Origin of the sequence: Brucella cytisi (genome assembly GCF_038433355.1) — a bacterium.
In the GTDB taxonomy this organism is placed as follows: Bacteria; Pseudomonadota; Alphaproteobacteria; order Rhizobiales; family Rhizobiaceae; genus Brucella; species Brucella cytisi.
Window position 1 is genome coordinate 1 of sequence record NZ_JBCAUP010000025.1, and the last position, 17,673, is coordinate 17,673.

Sequence of the window (17,673 nt, forward strand, 5' to 3'; positions counted from 1 at the left end):
GCGGCTTTGATCAATTGACGGATGGTTGCCGACTTATGGCTGCCGAGATTGTCCATGACGACAATGTCGCCTGGCTTGAGCACCGGGACCAACTGCTGCTCGACATAGGCGCGGAAACACTGGCCGTTCATCGGTCCGTCGAAGACACAGGGTGCTGTAAGCTGATCGTTTCTCAAAGCGCCCAGGAATGTCAGCGTGCGCCAGTGGCCATGCGGTGCAAATGCCCGCAGTCGCTTGCCTTTTGGACCCCAGCCTCTGATCGGCGACATGTTGGTCTTGATCCAGGTCTCATCAATGAAGACCAGCCGTTCGGGATCAAGGTGATTTTGCAGGGTCTTCCAGCGCTGTCTTTTGCGAGCGACGTCGGCACGAGCTTGCTCAAGGGCGAATAGTGTTTTTTTTGAAGCGCAGCCCTTCACTGCGAATGAATTCCCAGATCGTATTGTGCGAGACGGAAATACCCCGCTCGGTCAACGCCGCCTTCAGGCCATGGAGTGTCAGGTGTGGGTTCTCGGCGAGCCGTTGCACAATGATATCACGATGCGGTTCGAGTATCCGCTTGCGGTGGCCGCCCATCTTGCCGGGATGAACCGATCCGGTCGCACGATGGCGCTGGGACCATTTTACGACTGAAGATGCGGCAATTTCAAACCGCGTCGCCACTGAACGAACGCTTTCGCCACTCAGCACGGCGGCAATAACGCGCTCTCGAAGATCATTCGATATCGGTGCGGTCATCCAACGCTGGCCTCCATCCAGCCAGCATCAGTGAATCAGAACAAAACTGATTTGGGAAGCGCATTCGATTCAGAGAAAAACGGAAACGCTCTAGCTTGTCCGTCGTTAGGCAGAACATGCCTTTCAAGCTGTGCCAGTGATGAGAACTGTTGGTGGAGTGCGGTGATTGGTGCGGGGTCGGTCAACGTGTTACCACCACGCTTCTGACAACGAAGAATGGCGACATCCAACGGCGGGCGCAGGACCACATAGTGGAGAGGCATGGCAAGTCTCCTGAATGGTTGCAGAAACCAAGGGCCTATGATGCCGTCAACGACGACAAAATAGCCGCCCCTGGCGTAGCCTTCGGCAACATTTGCGAGTACATCCATGACCACGGTGTTCTGTTCATTTGCTTCGGGCAAAAACGGCGGGATGGCGCCATTTTTTATGAAGTGCCAGAAGTCGTCAGAGTGCAGATGAACCTTGGGCGAGCCGGATTGTTGGGTAAGGGCTAGTGCCGTGGTGGTCTTCCCTGAACCGGGCGGTCCCGTGAGGATAAGTATTTCGCCTGCGTGTTTCATAAGGTGGCTTCTATAGTGTTTAGTTACAAAAATCTCGAAATATATGACACGTTTCGCTGTCGTACTCTGTCCGGTTTTTGACACCACGATTAACTCATTGAACGACAGCAATTAAGGTCTAATGCCGCTGGTCTGTAAAGCGTCTTATTCCTGCCGTTCGAATGACAACTTAGATTTGCCAAAAGCCGACACTGCTTATGTCGCAGCCGAGCCCCAACCGATTACTTCGGTGTATATGTTCGAATCCCGCGCGGTCCGCCGGAGGAGATTCGAACCGGTAGTTCGTGTTTCGAATGCGCTGTGGATGTCTACTTTATCGACCTTGTTCATCGGAACCGGACTGACAGCTTACGGCCCCAATTCAGATGTTAGAATCTGATGACTTGACTGGCAATTCGCACATCGCCCAATGGCAGAGGCTTTTACCAACGCCAGACGAAACAAGGGAGAAAGGTTGTTGGCATCAGACACAGATTTCGCCAACGCAGTTCAGCTATTTCAACCACGGAGCAGTTTTCGCTTCACCTAGCAAAATATGGCTAGCCGTCACTGGACCAGTTCCAGAAATTCGCCGATGGTCATGAGCCATTCCTGCTGATCGGCATGATAGGTGGCGTGAATGCTTTCGGGCAGGACGAGTTGTAGCGATTGTGCCTGCATTTCAGTGGTCTGGGTTCTGGAAATTGAGGGCTCAAGCGTTAACAGATGTTTTTCTGAAATCCTGTTTGCTTCAGCCAGCACCTGTCGCCAGCGGTCCTTACAGGTGGTTTTGACTGCCAGCATGCGAAGGTTTTCTGCCGGGAAGGCGGGATTGGCATAGGACGCTTCATCGGGAAAAAGAAAATCTGCAGCATTGCGTTTCTCGGTGGTTGCTTCGCGCTTATAAGCAATCTTGTGTGCCTTCAGTATTGCTTCCACGTGATGAGCAAACGCATAGCCAGCGCGTGACTTGCGCCGGTTCTGAACACTCAATGAAAACGACAGGAAGCCATCCACATCTGCATCGCCATCATGCAGGAAGCCTGCTTTCAACCGCTCGGCCACGACAATGCGCTCCATGTGGCGGAACAGCGCTTCCTCGTGCTCCATCCATGCAGTGACGGCGCTGTCAGGATCTGCAAGCGGATCGATACCTTTCAGCGTTTTGCGGGCGAATTCTGAAAACTTAGCTGTTCCGGGAAATATGTTGCCAAAGCGGGTAATCAGCAGACTGAGCGCATCCGGTTCGGGTTCTTCGGTTTCAATGCCAAGCTCATCAAGAATAAACTTTGCGGCCAGATCGATGTCACGGCCGCCATCATTGCTGATATCCTGTTGAGAGAGCTTGAAATCAGCTGTGAGCTGTAATCCGAACAGCCACAGAAGCTTTTGTTCGATCGAGCTTCCGGAAGGGCACAAAATCGCCAGGACTTTGCGCTCCGCCGTCATGCAGAGGAATAGCGTGTCGCCTGCTTTTGCGCGGTAAACAACGCTTTCTGCAGCTGCCGGATAAAAGAGGCGATATTCCGGGGAGCGATGCTTTTGTCTCTTACGGCTGTTGTACCACGTGCCGGTCAGTTCCAGTCGCAGTGGTTCGTCCTGCTCGTCATCCATCCAGATATAGGTGAGGGGGATTTTTTCTTTCTCATCCGGCGTGCCAACAAAGGTCCGGAAAATATCGACCCCTTGAAACTCATGTCCGTTGGAGACAGTTGGATCAACTTCGGTACCGCGAAGTACCTTTGCACCAGCACCGATAAAATATCCCGATAAATAACCCCGTCCAGCCACGTTCAGTCCGCCCAAATTATCCGTCTAAATCTGTACGCCGCGAATCTGTATTTCCCTGTCGTCAGTCAAAAGCCACTGGCCGAGAGTGTCAATCACTTCCCCGTAGGATCTGCGGGTCTTTCCCTTAAGCGCGCATTCCCAGATGAGCGCAATACGCCAACCAGTATTTCTCAGTTCTGTAAGATTGCGCTCATCACGGGCGACATTGCCACCAATCTTGGCACGCCAGAACTCTTCGCGTGTGGCAGGCCAGTGAAACAAATGGCAATCATGTCCGTGCCAGAAACATCCATTGATAAATATCACTGCACGATATTTTGCCAGCACCAGATCAGGCTTTCCCGGAAGTTCCTTTGAATGCAGGCGATAGCGGAAACCGCAGGCATGCAGTCCTTTGCGGATGATCAGTTCCGGCTTTGTGTTGGTGGCGCGTATCGCAGCCATATTGCGGCTGCGCGTCGCTTTGTCATGAACGTCAGCCAACCTTACGTGCCGGTGTTTTGCTTTCAGCAATAAGATCCAGAATATATGGCTGCATAATCCGTGCAACCTCGGCAAAGACCGGAACGGCGACAGAATTGCCGAACTGCTTATAGGCCTGTGTGTCAGACACCGGTATGCGGAAATCATCATCATATCCCATAAGCCGCGCACATTCGCGCGGTGTCAGGCGGCGCGGGCTTTTACCTTTGCCACGGCTAATGAGAATTTCTGATCCGTCCTTATAGTAGCGGGCTGAAAGCGTGCGTGCGATGTCTTCAGGGCCAACAAGACCAAAACCGAAGCCATTGCCCTTCGCTTTGTGTTTAGCGGCGTAGTCCTGCAGATATTGCCAGAGCTTGTCGGTCAGAATGTATTTCTTATTGACCTCAGCAGAGTCGCCTACCGTAAATTCTGCTTCCGGCTGTTCGGTGCCATCTTCTGGGTGGAGGATTTCTTTAAGCCGTCTCGCGCCATAGGCCGGTAGTTCAAGCGCATCAAAGCTGAAATCCACCGGTGTACGGAAGCCGACAATGACAATACGCTCTCTGTGCTGTGGCACAAAATGGCCAGCATCAATCACACAAGTATGGATTGAATAGCCAAGCTCCTCTTCGAGCTTACGCCGGATCACGCTAAATGTCCGGCCCTTGTCGTGGCTCTTCAGGTTCTTCACATTCTCCAGAAGAAATGCTGACGGGCGGTGATGTTTAAGAATACGAAGAACATCAAAAAACAGCGTGCCCTGTGTTTCATCGTCAAACCCGTGTGCACGGCCCAGAGCATTTTTCTTGGAGACACCTGCGATTGAGAAGGGTTGACAGGGAAAGCCTGCGACAAGCACATCATGGTCGGGTACTTCATCAGCTGACACTTCCCGTATATCACCAGCAATTGGCCGGTTATCACGGTAATTGGCGTGGTAGGTCTTCTGGGCATACTTGTCCCATTCGGACGTGAACACACAGCGCCCGCCAGCACTTTCCATAGCGCGCCGCAATCCGCCAATTCCTGCGAAAAGATCGATGAAGGTGAACGAACTATCGCCCGATGGCTGACTACGTTTTTCCGCTTCACTGCGTAAAACATTCACAACCGCTTTTCGTGGGGTTTCCTCGCCGCGCCTCCAGCGGTAAATATGGCCTTCGGAATAGCCGAGAATCTCTGCAGCGTCTGCAACTGACAGCCCGGATTGCTGGAGAAGACTGTCGAATTCGGTTTGCATGATAGTGCTCCGCTTAGCGTATTCCCTGGGAATATTTCTGACATGAGGTCAGCAAATCACCCTTATATTGCGAACATAAAGAAAACTTTTGCTTAATGCCATCACCGCTGGCGCTTAACGGTGTGGATATCATTATGACGCAGCAAGGCGGATTTTCTCTCATGCTCTGTTGAAAGAGCGGCTGCGCGACGCACCGCTCCCTTAGGACGACGAATGTTGGCCACTTTCTCATTCACACTTCCATCCAGACCTGATTGAGTATCCTGGCGGCCAGCGCGGCCTTATCCTGGGGCAGAAATCGCCCGTAGTGGCTCGCCACCATGTCCGGCGTATCCTGGATTGCATAGCTGGCCTGTTCGTACGAACCGGTCTGCTTCAGAATATGAGTGGCCAGGACGTCCCGGACGTTGTGCGGACCATGGGGAAGCAATCCCCTTATCGCGCCGCGGTCAGTATAAGGATTATAGATACCGTATCGCTGGATTGTGAGCCGCCACGCTTCGTAAAATGTCGTTTGATCATAGGCTGCATCCTTGCTGTTTGTCTTTACAGTTTTAACGAACAGCGTGCCCGGATCGCGGGCATTTCTCAACAAGACCGCCCGGTGCCGTTCAATGTATTCATTCAGGAACTTATAGAGGTCGAGCAGATCGGGTAAAATCAGACGAAACGGCTTCGCACCAAAGAAAGACGAATTTGCATTCTTGAACGCGTTGGAAGGAATGAGCACTTCCCACCCCTTGTCGCGGTCGCTCCAGCGGATTTCTCCGCGCTTCATATCTTCAAGACGTCGCTCCGGTGTCGGGAAATGTCCACGGGGGCAAACAAGAAGCTGTCGCAGGTTCTTTTGACGCAAGCCGAGATGCAATCCAAGCCGGAGCATCAGGAACGAGCGAACCGCTTCTGCCGCTGGGACCGGATAGCGGTTCTCGTCGGGCAATCGCTTAATTATCTCGTCCGTGATTTTTCGATATTCGGCAAGTGGGCTATCGGCTTCCAAAACGCACATGATCGGTTCAAACGGATCCCGGTGAACCCGCATCACGCGCTGGATTTCTCTGGAGCGGTGTGTTGCATGTTTAAAGCACTCCGCACAGGCCCCGTGCCAATCTTGCTGTGCAAAATCGATTTCTTCTGCTGTCACCAATCCTGGAACAGGCTGCAGTCCCTTTGCTAATTCAGCATGTTGCCACATCCAACCGGTTTCCGGGCGTGTCATGCCAAGTATTGCGCTCAGCATGTCCTGCTCCCAAGATGTGTAAAAGCCGCGACGCTTTTCTCGCCACTGAAGGTACCAGTCCCAAATACCGGGAAAGACCAGCAAGCCGAACGTTATTTGCCGCAGAGGAATGCCGCGCCCCTTGACTTCGCTATCTGGAGAAGCAGCAAGGGCACCGAATAAAAGTCCGAGATGTTCAACCTTTTGAGACGCAGTTTCTTCTCCCCAAACACCATTTCTCTGAAAACCGACTGATGTCAGGGTTGCTGTTTTAAACCGGACAAGGTTGGCCATCTCCATTGCCAGGCGGGGAGGAGCGTCTACGACGCCCGCGAGCAAATCGGGATCTTCGATAAAATCATCTTCATCCAGACTGCCCTCGAAATCCAAAGTTTCTGATCTGACGCGTGGTGACAATACCGTGCCGTAAGAAATTCCAGGGAACCGGATCGCATATCTCTGTTTGGCGCCTTCCTCTGAAACTGGCGATAATCAGTTGAGCCCGATATAATCACACGCCGGACCCATTCGAGGATCTCTTCCCGTTTGCTAAAGGAAAGCTGATTAAAGTCGTCTGGCAAATGCCAGACAATGCGCCGTCGTTCGGCAGCACTAATATCGCTGCCGAGGTCGTGACCGTATATTGATCGTGCCTGATGAGGCAGCCTGGATTTAAAATGACCCTCAGGGAGACGATATCGTCGTTCTATCCTTGTAAGTACATCGAAGCTGTCGGCGGAGCGCGGCGTCTTCGTGCCATTCGCCCAATTCGATATCGTACGGATGTCGAAGATCTCATGCTGTTTTATTATTGCGCGGTGGAGGCGCCAGTAAGTCTCGCCGAACCTGCGCATATGATAATTCAAGGTCTGCTGGAAAGTCTGCGGATCTTCAGTCCAGGCGAACAGCGGTTCAGGAAACTCCTCAACAGGATCCACCGGCGCTAAACTGGACGGCTTTGAGCGAACAGGAATTCTCCCAGAGGCCGGGTCCCGTTCCGGCTTTGGCAAACGCACGGTGGGGCGTCGATCCCGCATTTTATGTTTTAGGGTAATCTCATCGGCATGGGGAACGCTATTTTCGACCCAGCGAATTAGGGCTTCCAGTGCTGGCCGGATAATATTCTTCAGCTTCTCCGTTAATTCGCAATCGATCCGGCTTTCCGAGACGAATGACAACCAGTCGATCTGGCTTCGGCGCATCGGAGGCTTTCTGTGCTGGACGATCAGGTCGTCAAGATATGACTTGATCTTATCGAGTATTTCTTCGGACACATCCGGCCTGACGCGTTTGTCGCAGAATTCAGAGATCATATTGCGAAATTGAAGAGGTGAAGAAGTCTGTGTTTTCATTGCAGCCCAAATTGCTAAATTGACCGGCTTCTTGCCGGGCGTGGGCTGCTAATGCGAATTGATTAATCAATGCTGAAGCTTACGGAAATTAGCGGGTATGCCAGAGGTTCATATCCGTTCAAGGCAAAATGGGCCATTTTGTCCATGCGAGAGGCAATCGCCAAGAATCTTGACTGGCAATCAACTGGTTGTGCCGACAGCTAATGATGCCCATTTCGCCACATTTTTTTGGCTGGACCGGACTTTCTGCTTCCGGTTCCATTCAAGTCTGTGTCACCCGTTCAAACAAATGGCGTTATAGTCTTCTTAACTGTGAAAGGGTTCATAAAGAGCAGCGCCAGCTATGTGGGCCGCTAGCTTGAGCCGCTTGTCTCCGGTCCAAAGTGATGTGCACTGATCCAGTAGGACAGAAGCGAGCAAATGAGCATCCGTGTAGCCAATACCCATGCTAAAAACGCTATGCCTCTCAATGAGAGTTATAACTTCCTTGATGTCCGCGACATCGAGGTCGACGGTCGCGCCGGTGATCGGGCTGGCCGGGGACAGATTGAAACTGTGTAGGAAGATTTTCGTCATAGGGCTAGCGCTCGCTGCAAATCATCGTGCTCGAATGCACTGGCCATACGGTTGATCTCGGCTGAACGCGCACCGACCGCCTTTGCAGTGTCGCGCCATGTCGCGGTGGCGGTCGCGACTTCCTTAATGATCGCGCGGGCCTGGGCGAGCGTGAGGGCAAAGAATTCGGCAGCTTCTTCCAGCAGATCGAGGGAACAGGTGCCTTCATCAAGATCTATGTTGGTCGTCAGGACGCGCGCCTTGACGTCAGTAGGCACTGGATTGAGATCATAAGCGGGGGATAACGACCACCCGGCTTTGCCGAGCCACAGAAAGCCGTGATTTCTCAGGTGGTCATCAACGTTGGAAATTAGCACATTGAAGGCGACGCGGCGATAAAGCGCGTGCGCATCGGTCTTTCCCTGCGCGCCGTGTTCGGCCAAGGCGTCTACGATCTCCGGATAGCTTCCACGCTCGCCGTCCTTTGCGCCCATCATCGCCATCGCGGACAGGAAGGGAATCCGGACACCACCATCGCGGTCGAAGCGACGCGATAGCATGACCTTTTTGCCGGCGACGTCGATGAGCTCATGGCGGGGGGTGACAATGCCGGCTTGTTCAGCAAGTTGCAGAGCGACCTCTTCCCATGTCTCCATGCTGTAGTCGTCGGTTTCCTTAGGAAACTTGGCGATCGAGAGATGGCCATGTTGATCGATAACAGAAGCCTTCGGACGCGCTCCGCCAAGCGAGGAGCCGGGCGCGAAGATGAGTTGAAGGTCTTCGTCGGTTTCCTCATCGCGCAGAATACGTTCGGTGATCTGCAGCAGGCGTCCGAGCTCGATGAGGGCTGGAACGCCCGCAGGGATTGGTGCCTGGAATTCCTCGTCGCCTACCCAGCGGAACCGGAGCGCGCCGAGCCGTGTCTCGTCGGCGACGCCAAGCAGATAGTCGCTTTCGGCAAGCGTGCGAACGGCCCGGTAATCGCGCTCAGCCATTCGCCTTTCCGAGCGTTGCATGAGGCGTCGGCCCCAGGTATCGGGTGCTGAGTCGCCAATAGAGCCAAATGTTGCAAGGCCCGCGGGTGGGGCGAACGCTCCCCGGCTCAGAGCTAGAGCGGGCTCCAGCGAGAAGCGGTCGGGGTCCTCAAGCCAGGCACGGTCGTACTCAAACATGATCGTTTCGGCACCACGGACGCGATTGCTCCGCGCCAAACCGATTGGACGTGTGCGTCCGTGGAGGTCGAGATGAATTTCAAAATCAGTCATTGCGTGACGATCCCGGCGATCGCTTTGGGTGAGCGTGCTTGGGCAACTCCGCACTGGCCAGAGCCTGGCCGACGCTGTCGTTACGGATGTCGGCGACTTGGCTCAGCCCATCTAGCAGGCCTAGTGCTTGGAGGACGCCTGCATAGATGCCGATGCTGACATTGGTGTCGCCTGCCTCGATCTTTTGAAGCGTTGAGCGTGAGGTGAAGGCACGTTCGGCTACTACCGCCATAGGTAGGCGGCGACGTCGACGTGCGTCGTGGATGTCTGCGCCCAGTTTGCGCAGCGCGCGCCGCACAGCGGCCGGAGGGTTATGAGGTGTAGGCATTTGCCACCTTCGCACTACAGATTGGGCCGATATGTAGCACGAAGATTACAATATTTCTAGAGGATGGTCTGATAGAAAGCTGATTGTTTCGGAGCGATTGGCATGACTTTGAGCAGGAATAAATCACATATAGCAATTTGCGCGCTGAGGGCAGCTGATGGGTAAGAAGCAGGACCCTGAATCTTGACTGGCAATCTGAAATAGCAACAGCAATGTCTCTAAGAGACTGATATCATTACATTCATTATGATTCAGGCTCTCGGAGAATCATCCCCGTGCCGCTTACTTTCCTTCTTCTTATCTATATATTTTTGAAGGCGTTTTTCGTTTCGATAAGGCGTGTCCAGATACTGAAATGCGAACAGCATACATGTCATTATCGGCAAGCACACCGCTAAGGCGATAACGAATCCCCTGCCATTATTCACAAAAGGAAAGAGAACCGCGCTAACGGCCAGAAGTACCACTATCACAATTAGATTTCGCGTATAATGCTCGATTGTCTGGCTCGTCGTAATACGCACGACCAAGTTTCCGTCAGACATTACCAGTTGCATCGGATACACAGTTCTGAGCGTCATCCAGCCAAAGCTTTCTCCATGCGCATTTTCAAATCTGAGCAACGCGTCCAATCCAACTGAATTCCTCGCCCTGATACCTGCCAGATCTGCGAACTGCTCTACTTTTTCCTTTTTTCATTCCTATTGAATGACGTATTTTTTGACGCCATATTGCGTCATATGAATTGGCATTTCTGAACGGAGGATTGTGAGATGGGTCTCGCCCAATATGCAGATGGTGGGCTTTTCTCGCCGCGCAAAATCGCAAGCGCCTTGCGCACCACAAGTGAAGAGATCGCCCGCACTGCCGGTCTGGGAAAAGACGCAATCCAGCGGAAGGATCGCATTCGCTCCGACAAGACGCAGCGTCGCCTGCGGGAAATGATCGAGATCGTCAACAAGGTCGAGCCACGGTTCGGTTCGGCCCTGATGGCTTATGCCTGGTATCGTTCCGAACCACTGCCCGGCTTCTCCGGTCTGACCGCGATGCATCTCGTTCGCAATGGTCGCGCCGACGAAGTCCTCGACTATATCGACGCGGTTGACGCTGGCGTTCACGCCTGATGTCGCGCATAGAGTTTCGCGGAACCCTGTATCGAGCTCTCAATCCGGTCTATGCGCGTGAACCGATGTCCGGTCGCGGCGCAGAACTCTACGGAGGCCGGTTCAACCGAAAAGGAGTACCGACGCTCTATACCTCACTGTCGATTATGATTGCGCTGCGTGAGGCCAATCAAGTCGGTGGTCAACAGCCGACGACGCTCGTCTCCTATGACGCTGAATTCGGGCACATCTTCGACACGCGGGACGATCTTGCCCTGCGAGCCGAGGGCATGGACGATGCGAGTCTTGCCGATCCGACGTGGCGCGACCAGATGAAGACGGTCGGACAAGCGCAGACGCAGGCCTTCGCTAGCAGGCTTACTGCAGCCGGCTATCATGGATTGCTGGTCAGGAGCTTTGCTCCCGGTGCCACAAAGGACGATGCCAATCTCGTCCTTTGGAAATGGAGCAATGCCGCGCCTTGCCGGCTTACGCTGATTGATGAAGAAGGCCGCCTGTCACGATAGTCGCGGCGCGAACCGAGCAAGATGGCTCTGTTGATGGCATGGATGCCCCCTCCCGTCGGCATCGTAATGTGCCAGTGTGATGGGCGTTGAAGACACACAAAAACAGAGAGAGCATCCATGTCGGAAGTTACCATTATTGGAATTGACCTGGCAAAGCGCGTCTTCCAGTGCCATGGTGCAGACTCAAATGGGTCAGTCTTGTTTGGCAAGAAACTCTCCCGAGGTCAGGTTCTGGCTTTTGTTGCCGGGCAGTCCAGGTGCGTTGTTGCGATGGAAGCCCGCGCGACTGCCCATGGCTGGGGTTGCAAGTTTGAGAAGCTGGGGCATGAAGTGCAGCTGATCCCACCTGTCTATGTGAAGCCGTTCCTCAAGCGTCAGAAAAACGAAGTGGCCGATGCGGAGGCGCGCAGAACCAGACTAGCCATCAACAGGAGCGTTTCGTTGAACGGATGGAATGCCTGGAGCAGCGAGTTCGCTCCGGCCGTCAATACGAACTGGACGATATAGAGTGCGAAGACCAATCCAGCCCATCACTTGAATCCAGGCAGGCGCGGAATGGTAAGCACACCGGCGCATAAGACTATTATCGGCAAAGACAAGGCTCCTCCGATTGCCTTGTGTATCTGCCAATCCCATGCACCGATGAACAGCGCCGTTCCTGCACTCAGGAACTGACTGACAATGCCCAACGGAAGCAGCCGCGCGGACAAGATAAACCAGAGTGGTCTCCCGAGGCGGAGGTCAGTCAACGTGTCATGCACCTTTGTCATCGCTCATCCTCTCTTCGAACCAGAATTGGCGATCCAGTGGGTGAGGGCGTCAGCATAGTCTCCGCCCGCATTTTCTATCTCGTCGGAGGAAAGTTTGTCTGCACGGTATATGACGAACGGTTCCATCCAGATCAGTCTGCATCGATTTGCCGAGGCGCGCAGTGGCGTGAATATGTCCGTTATCGCGAACATGTTGGCTCCACCGGGCCGGTATGCTTCGACCGTGTTGCCGGCAGTTGCCGCGATCATCAGCGGTGTACCCTCAAGGCGGCGCCCCTCCGCCTCGTAAGCGATATAGAACATGCGTGTGAGCACGGCATCCTGCCAGGCTTTCAGGAGAGGCGGCGTCGAGTACCACTGAACCGGGAACTGCAGGACGATCCGGTCGGCTTCGAGCAAGCGCACCGCCTCGCGTTCGCCATCACGATAAATATCCATCCCGTTGGGATATGCCTCCTGCATGTTGACCACCTCGACACCGGGCAGTGCTCCCGCCCTCCTGGCAAGTACGGCGTTTGCCCTGGACCGGCTGAGATCTGGATGGAAGAGAAGCACAAGGGTTTTGGTCATCATCAACTCCATTATTTCTGTTGGAGTGACGATGCTGGAAGTCAGAAAATTATTCCAATCGATATAGAGTCTAACATATTATTCGTTGCATGAATTTACGATCGATTGACCTGAACCTGCTCGTGATCCTCGATGCGCTGCTCGATGAGACCCATGTCGGTCGGGCTGCCAACCGGGTGGGCCTTTCGCAGCCCGCCGCTTCGGCGGCCTTGCAGCGATGCCGCCAATTGTTCGGGGATGAACTCCTCGAACGCGGACGCGGAACGATGCGGCGGACGGCCAGAGCCGAATCTCTTCGCGCTCCGCTCAAATCCCTGCTTTCAGGGATTGAGGAACTCGTCGATCCGCCGGAGATTCCATTGGCGAATATCCGGCAAAGCTTACGTCTATTAATGGCAGACTATCCCGCGCTCTTCGTGTTGCCGCCGCTTCAGCGCGCTTTGCAGTGTTCAGCACCCGGCATAGATCTGGTGATCCTGCCCTGGAACGGAGCAGACGCCGCACGGACTGCACTGATCGACGGCACGACTGACCTCGCCATTTCCGTCTTTCCGGGTGAAGATGACGACATCCATCGCGATACTCTGCTGAACGAGCACTACGTCGTTGCGCTTCGCGAGGGCCATCCGGCGGCGGACGACTTCAATCTCGACCGATGGCTGGACTTTCCGCACATTCTCGTTTCAGGCAGGGGTGAAGGACGGAGCCCGCTGGACATGGAACTTGCCCGGTTCGGGCGATCACGACGCGTCGGCCTGGTGGTTCCATCATTTGGAATGGTTCCTGAACTGTTGCGCGGCTCTGACATGATTGCCATGCTGCCTTCGCGTATTGCCCTGCTGGCCGACGAACTCACCATATTGCCGACACCGATCACTGTGCCGGGTTTCGCTCTGCATCTTGCGTGGCACCGGCGGCGGGCAAGGGATACGGCATTACAGCACGTCGTTGATTTAGTGAAAAGACTGCTCTGCGATTAAGCTTCGCGATTTCAGCCTGAATTGGCCGCGACGAACGGTTTGGCCCCCTTGCGCGCGCAAAAAAGCGCTGTCACCGAAATATCCTTCTCAACAAACGATAGCATTTGAGTTGAGAAGTTCATATCTAGTTCCGCAACAACGACCACCAGGCCATCTCCAGCATCGGATAAACAGCTGCCTTTTCCGCGCCTGGCGCATCTCAAATTGGTCCCGTGGCTGGCGTGTGCCGTCGCCATAGAGGCGCGGTAGCTTACACAGTTTCGAACCGGGATGCGTGGACCAGTGATCGACTGGCGCAGTCTAATCAGAATGCCTTTGTCAATTCCGGGTCTGTGGTATTGAGCGCACGCGTTGGCAGCAGGGGACGGAAGCTTTGCCGGCGATACCACTAGCCTGGACGGCGCCCGCGGTAAGATGATCAGGCGCAGCGCTGGCACGTTGATGCTTGCAGGCAGTTCGAGCCTCGACCGGACGGTCGACGCAGGTGGCTCGGTTTCGACCGCCGCCCAAAGCGACTTCCGGCGCGAGGTCGAAAACCTGCTCCTGGATGACTTTTCCCGAGATTGAATACCCGATCCGATGCTCGATTTGTTATACCGTTACATTTGGTATTGACGAACGTAATAACATTACATATGCAATCGCTGTCAAATCTGCGGCACACGACGGACGTCCATCGAAAGTAGGAAGATGCTTGAAGCCTGCCTGACATTCAGCGACTTGACCCTCGGGTATAACCGCGATCCGGCCGTGCACCATCTGAACGGCGTCGTGCGCAAAGGCAGCCTTACCGCGGTCGTTGGTGGCAATGGATCAGGCAAGTCGACCCTCATGAAGGGCATCGCAGGACTATTGCGGCCCATGGATGGTTCCTGCTCGGTGGCTGCGGGCAGTCGCCTTGCCTATCTGCCGCAGCAGTCTGAACTGGACCGTTCCTTTCCCGCCCGCGTCATTGACCTCGTGTCGCTGGGCCTCTGGCCGCGCCGCGGGCTTCTCGGCCGTCATCGGCCGGAAGACCGGCAGGCCGTTGCCAATGCGCTGAAGGGCGTCGGACTGGAAGGTTTCGAAAAGCGCTCGATCGACACACTCTCCGGGGGACAGATGCAGCGTGCGCTGTTCGCACGCGTGATGGTTCAGGATGCCAATCTGATCCTTCTCGACGAGCCATTCAACGCCGTCGATGCGCGTACGATCACCGATCTCCTGGCGCTGATAAAAAGCTGGCATGGCGAGAGCCGCACGGTTATGGTCGTTGTTCACGACCTTGATCTGGTGCGCGAGCATTTTCCCGAGGCCTTACTGCTTGCGGGCAGGTCAGTCGCCTGGGGCGATGTGCACCAGACCCTGTCTGCCGAGAATCTTCTGCGAGCACGGCACTATCACGAAGCCTGGAACGAGAATTCACCCAGGTTTGAGCCAGCGGGGCATATCCACGATCATCATCACCACGGACACGAACATGCCGCGATGTCGTCAATTGCCGACCGGCGTATAGCCGGCGGGGTACAATCATGACCCTGCTCTATGACGCCCTGGTTCTCCCCTTCACCGAATTCGTCTTCATGCAGCGGGCGCTAGGCGGCGCACTGATGCTGTCGCTCAGTGCCTGCCCGGTCGGCGCGTTCCTTATGCTCAGGCGAATGAGCCTGACCGGCGATGCAATGGCGCATGCCATCCTGCCGGGGGCTGCCGCCGGCTTCCTCATATATGGCCTGCAGATAGTGCCGATGACGATCGGTGGTCTGATCGCCGGGATTTTTGTGGCGCTAGGCGCAGGGGCGGTCGCGCGTCTCACCGTTCAGAAGGAGGATGCCTCGATGGCCGCGTTCTATCTGATCTCGCTATCACTTGGTGTACTGATGGTCTCCCTGCGCGGGTCGAGCGTCGATCTGATGCATGTCCTGTTCGGGACTGTGCTGGCTTTGAACAATGATGCGCTGACTTTGATCGCGCTTGTGTCCGCAATCACTCTGCTCCTGCTGGGGCTGTTCTGGCGCGCACTGGTGGCCGAATGCATGGACCCGTTGTTTCTGCGCTCCGTCTCCCGCCTTGGCTCACCGGTGCACTTCATCTTTCTCGGCCTCGTTGTCATCAATCTGGTGGCTGGCTTCCAGGCGCTCGGAACCCTGCTGTCTGTTGGTCTGATGGTTCTGCCGGCGGCCTCCGCCCGGTTCTGGTCGCAGCGTGTTTTAACGATGTGCCTGCTGGCGATCGTCATCGGTTTGGTCTCGTCAGTTTCGGGCCTGCTGCTGTCCTATCACGCATCACTGCCTTCAGGGCCGGCCATCATCCTGTCTGCCGGTGCCATTTATTTCATTTCAGTTGTCGTAAGCCCGCGTGGCCTCATTCTTTCGCGCCTGCCGCGATCCGTTCATCGGGTCGGCTGATCTCAAACTGTTTTTGGAAAGATACATGAAGAAACGGACGCTCCTTCTCACCGGTCTCACCGGTTTCATCGCCGCCTCGCTCAGCACAGTGGATGCACCTGCCTATGCGCAGGAGAAAAAGTTGTTTGTTGTGGCGAGCTTCTCCATCATTGGAGATCTGGCAAAGCAGGTCGGCGGTAATCACATCGAACTCAGAACCCTTGTCGGTCCGGATGGTGACGCACATGTCTATGAACCGCGCCCCGCCGACGCCATGGCTTTGACCCGCGCTAACGTCATACTCGTCAACGGCCTGCTGCTCGAGGGTTTCATGGAGCGTTTGATCGAGGCAAGTCAGGCTGAGGCGCCGATCACCACAGTCACCGACGGCGGCGCAATCCTCAATGATCCGACCGGTGGCCATTATCACTTCGTTGACGGCAAGGCGATCTTTCATGCCACACCGAACGATCCGCATGCATGGCAATCGGTTGGTAATGTCAAAACCTACGTCCAGAATATCGAGAAAGCATTTTGTTCAGCTGACGCCGGTGGATGCGAAGCTTACAAGATAAACGCCACAGCCTATATCGAGAAGCTGACAGCGCTCGATGCCGACATCAAGGCGCAAATCGATGCGATTCCGCAGGATCGTCGCGTGGTGGTCGTTGCGCACAACGCCTTCCGTTATTTCGAACGGGATTACGGCATTTCCTTCCTGTCGCCGCAGGGAGTTTCGACCGAATCGGAGGCTTCTGCCGCAGACGTCGCCTCCCTTATCCGTGAGATCCGCGAAAAGCGCGCCGCCGCCGTTTTTGCCGAGAATATCTCTGATAGCCGCCTGGTCGAGCAGATCGCTTCTGAGGCCGGACTGACCATTGGGGGCACGCTCTACTCGGACGCGCTGTCGCCCGCCGACGGTCCCGCACCGAGCTATATCGATATGATGCGTTACAACGTCAAAACCCTCGTCTCAGCCATCAGCAAGAACGGAGTTCCCAAATCGGGCGACCGAAATGTCGCCTGCCAATGTAATGTAATATCATTAAAGGAGAGATGGATATGAAGCACTGGATCCTGGGCGTGTCCGCCCTGGCAATCGGGGTCAGCCTGGCTGGCCCGGTTGCTTTCGCTGAGGATGGCGAGGAAGATATTACGCTTTACCGCGTTTTCGTCGGCGATCATGTCGATGCCAGGGTCACGGCGTTCGATCTCGACAAGCCGGGAAATCGTTGGGACTTCAAGACCACGGGTCAGAACAAGCTCTATAGCGTAAACGAGGGTTCTGCGATCGTCGCCGTCGAGTCCGACAATGACGCGGTTCACTTCATCAACAGCGGCATCTCGTTGCATTCGCACGGCGATCATTCGGATATCGAGATCAAAAACCCGTCGGCGATTGACAAAGCGTTGACCGGGCCGCGTCCTTTCCACGTCATTGATCATGACGGCAAGATCGTCATCAACTTCGACAAGGGAGGGTATGCCGAGATCATCGAGGCGCATGAGCTTTCTCATAATGAGATCGAGTCAAAGCAACTGAAGCAGGCCCGTGCTCACCACGGCTTTGTGGCTCCGGTCGGCAATGGTTGGGTCACAACCGTGGCGTCTGATGCGCCCGTTGAGGGCGATACAGCACCGACACGCATCGGTTTGCGCCCTGTCAGGGAAGATGGGACGCCGATCGGTGATGTCGCTATCTGCACCGGCATCCATGGTGAGGCTTTCTCTGGCGCATACCTGGCGACAGGCTGCAAGGAAGGCATCCTGACGGTGACGGCGAGCAAGGATGGACCGGTCACGAAGATGCTCACCTATCCTGCCGATCTACCGGCTGGCCAAACCACTGGCACGTTGCTTGG

General features: G+C 55.0%; 15 protein-coding genes and 4 pseudogenes. 8 read left to right on the plus strand and 11 right to left on the minus strand.

Annotated elements, in window-relative coordinates; all coding sequences use genetic code 11:
• From AAE521_RS20455 to AAE521_RS20500, 9 genes and pseudogenes are all read right to left on the minus strand, one after another.
• Window positions 1-738 (minus strand): annotated as a pseudogene (locus AAE521_RS20455) (IS630 family transposase); the annotation flags it as partial.
• Between the two features lie 35 nt (window positions 739-773).
• Window positions 774-1,301 (minus strand): AAA family ATPase, encoded by a 528-nt coding sequence (locus AAE521_RS20460; RefSeq protein WP_342062262.1) that lies wholly within the window; start codon window positions 1,299-1,301, stop codon window positions 774-776.
• A 546-nt stretch (window positions 1,302-1,847) separates the two neighbouring features.
• Window positions 1,848-3,071 (minus strand): type II restriction endonuclease, encoded by a 1,224-nt coding sequence (locus tag AAE521_RS20465; RefSeq protein WP_342062263.1) that lies wholly within the window; start codon window positions 3,069-3,071, stop codon window positions 1,848-1,850.
• 24 nt (window positions 3,072-3,095) lie between these two features.
• Entirely contained in the window at window positions 3,096-3,554 is a 459-nt protein-coding gene (locus AAE521_RS20470; protein ID WP_342062264.1) for a very short patch repair endonuclease, read from the minus strand.
• The gene (gene dcm, locus AAE521_RS20475; RefSeq protein ID WP_342062265.1) at window positions 3,547-4,776 is read right to left on the minus strand and encodes a DNA (cytosine-5-)-methyltransferase; all 1,230 of its coding nucleotides are present in this window, start codon (window positions 4,774-4,776) and stop codon (window positions 3,547-3,549) included. Before dcm ends, AAE521_RS20470 begins: the two co-directional genes overlap by 8 nt.
• Before the next feature lie 232 nt (window positions 4,777-5,008).
• Window positions 5,009-7,347: pseudogene (locus AAE521_RS20480) on the minus strand (hypothetical protein).
• Between the two features lie 306 nt (window positions 7,348-7,653).
• Window positions 7,654-7,848, minus strand: a pseudogene (locus tag AAE521_RS20485) (type II toxin-antitoxin system VapC family toxin); the annotation flags it as partial.
• A 71-nt stretch (window positions 7,849-7,919) separates the two neighbouring features.
• A complete protein-coding gene (locus AAE521_RS20495) occupies window positions 7,920-9,167 on the minus strand; it encodes a type II toxin-antitoxin system HipA family toxin (protein WP_071631025.1) in 1,248 nt (415 codons plus the stop codon).
• A complete protein-coding gene (locus tag AAE521_RS20500; protein WP_071631024.1) occupies window positions 9,160-9,495 on the minus strand; it encodes a helix-turn-helix domain-containing protein in 336 nt (111 codons plus the stop codon). Before AAE521_RS20500 ends, AAE521_RS20495 begins: the two co-directional genes overlap by 8 nt.
• Window positions 9,496-10,268: 773 nt before the next feature.
• Between AAE521_RS20500 and AAE521_RS20505 the strand changes: the two genes are divergently transcribed.
• The 3 genes and pseudogenes from AAE521_RS20505 to AAE521_RS20515 form a co-directional block, all read left to right on the plus strand.
• Window positions 10,269-10,619 carry an antitoxin Xre/MbcA/ParS toxin-binding domain-containing protein gene (locus AAE521_RS20505; RefSeq protein WP_342062266.1) on the plus strand — a complete coding sequence of 117 codons (351 nt, stop codon included), beginning with the start codon at window positions 10,269-10,271 and terminating at the stop codon, window positions 10,617-10,619.
• Complete coding sequence (locus AAE521_RS20510) at window positions 10,619-11,125, plus strand: RES family NAD+ phosphorylase (protein ID WP_425286374.1); 507 nt, start codon at window positions 10,619-10,621, stop codon at window positions 11,123-11,125. The genes AAE521_RS20505 and AAE521_RS20510 overlap by 1 nt, the downstream gene beginning before the upstream one ends.
• 117 nt (window positions 11,126-11,242) lie before the next feature.
• A pseudogene (locus AAE521_RS20515) lies at window positions 11,243-11,530 on the plus strand (IS110 family transposase); the annotation flags it as partial.
• 125 nt (window positions 11,531-11,655) lie between these two features.
• Here AAE521_RS20515 and AAE521_RS20520 read toward each other — a convergent pair.
• Window positions 11,656-11,895, minus strand: a complete 240-nt coding sequence (locus tag AAE521_RS20520) for a DUF6220 domain-containing protein (protein WP_071631020.1) — start codon at window positions 11,893-11,895, stop codon at window positions 11,656-11,658.
• Between the two features lie 3 nt (window positions 11,896-11,898).
• On the minus strand, window positions 11,899-12,465 hold the full coding sequence (locus AAE521_RS20525) for an NAD(P)H-dependent oxidoreductase (RefSeq protein ID WP_342062267.1): 567 nt from the start codon (window positions 12,463-12,465) through the stop codon (window positions 11,899-11,901).
• A gap of 89 nt (window positions 12,466-12,554) precedes the next feature.
• Between AAE521_RS20525 and AAE521_RS20530 the strand changes: the two genes are divergently transcribed.
• The 5 genes from AAE521_RS20530 to aztC all read left to right on the plus strand — a co-directional run bounded on the left by AAE521_RS20530 (window position 12,555) and on the right by aztC (window position 16,877).
• On the plus strand, window positions 12,555-13,445 hold the full coding sequence (locus AAE521_RS20530) for a LysR family transcriptional regulator (protein WP_342062268.1): 891 nt from the start codon (window positions 12,555-12,557) through the stop codon (window positions 13,443-13,445).
• A gap of 414 nt (window positions 13,446-13,859) precedes the next feature.
• A complete protein-coding gene (locus tag AAE521_RS20535) occupies window positions 13,860-14,012 on the plus strand; it encodes a hypothetical protein (RefSeq protein WP_342062269.1) in 153 nt (50 codons plus the stop codon).
• Window positions 14,013-14,135: 123 nt separating this feature from the next.
• Complete coding sequence (aztA, locus tag AAE521_RS20540; RefSeq protein WP_342062270.1) at window positions 14,136-14,960, plus strand: zinc ABC transporter ATP-binding protein AztA; 825 nt, start codon at window positions 14,136-14,138, stop codon at window positions 14,958-14,960.
• On the plus strand, window positions 14,957-15,832 hold the full coding sequence (gene aztB, locus AAE521_RS20545) for a zinc ABC transporter permease AztB (protein ID WP_342062271.1): 876 nt from the start codon (window positions 14,957-14,959) through the stop codon (window positions 15,830-15,832). The genes aztA and aztB overlap by 4 nt, the downstream gene beginning before the upstream one ends.
• 25 nt (window positions 15,833-15,857) lie before the next feature.
• Window positions 15,858-16,877 (plus strand): zinc ABC transporter substrate-binding protein AztC, encoded by a 1,020-nt coding sequence (gene aztC / locus AAE521_RS20550; RefSeq protein WP_342062272.1) that lies wholly within the window; start codon window positions 15,858-15,860, stop codon window positions 16,875-16,877.
• Window positions 16,878-17,673 lie beyond the last annotated feature (796 nt).

What these genes read in the sequence shown, in the direction of transcription:
- AAE521_RS20460 (WP_342062262.1), bottom strand. Translation starts at nt 1,301, where the DNA reads ATGAAACACGCAGGCGAAATACTTATCCTCACGGGACCGCCCGGTTCA.
- dcm (WP_342062265.1), bottom strand. Translation starts at nt 4,776, where the DNA reads ATGCAAACCGAATTCGACAGTCTTCTCCAGCAATCCGGGCTGTCAGTT.
- AAE521_RS20495 (WP_071631025.1), bottom strand. Translation starts at nt 9,167, where the DNA reads ATGACTGATTTTGAAATTCATCTCGACCTCCACGGACGCACACGTCCA.
- AAE521_RS20500 (WP_071631024.1), bottom strand. Translation starts at nt 9,495, where the DNA reads ATGCCTACACCTCATAACCCTCCGGCCGCTGTGCGGCGCGCGCTGCGC.
- AAE521_RS20505 (WP_342062266.1), top strand. Translation starts at nt 10,269, where the DNA reads ATGGGTCTCGCCCAATATGCAGATGGTGGGCTTTTCTCGCCGCGCAAA.
- AAE521_RS20510 (WP_425286374.1), top strand. Translation starts at nt 10,619, where the DNA reads ATGTCGCGCATAGAGTTTCGCGGAACCCTGTATCGAGCTCTCAATCCG.
- AAE521_RS20520 (WP_071631020.1), bottom strand. Translation starts at nt 11,895, where the DNA reads ATGACAAAGGTGCATGACACGTTGACTGACCTCCGCCTCGGGAGACCA.
- AAE521_RS20525 (WP_342062267.1), bottom strand. Translation starts at nt 12,465, where the DNA reads ATGACCAAAACCCTTGTGCTTCTCTTCCATCCAGATCTCAGCCGGTCC.
- AAE521_RS20530 (WP_342062268.1), top strand. Translation starts at nt 12,555, where the DNA reads ATGAATTTACGATCGATTGACCTGAACCTGCTCGTGATCCTCGATGCG.
- AAE521_RS20535 (WP_342062269.1), top strand. Translation starts at nt 13,860, where the DNA reads ATGATCAGGCGCAGCGCTGGCACGTTGATGCTTGCAGGCAGTTCGAGC.
- aztA (WP_342062270.1), top strand. Translation starts at nt 14,136, where the DNA reads ATGCTTGAAGCCTGCCTGACATTCAGCGACTTGACCCTCGGGTATAAC.
- aztB (WP_342062271.1), top strand. Translation starts at nt 14,957, where the DNA reads ATGACCCTGCTCTATGACGCCCTGGTTCTCCCCTTCACCGAATTCGTC.
- aztC (WP_342062272.1), top strand. Translation starts at nt 15,858, where the DNA reads ATGAAGAAACGGACGCTCCTTCTCACCGGTCTCACCGGTTTCATCGCC.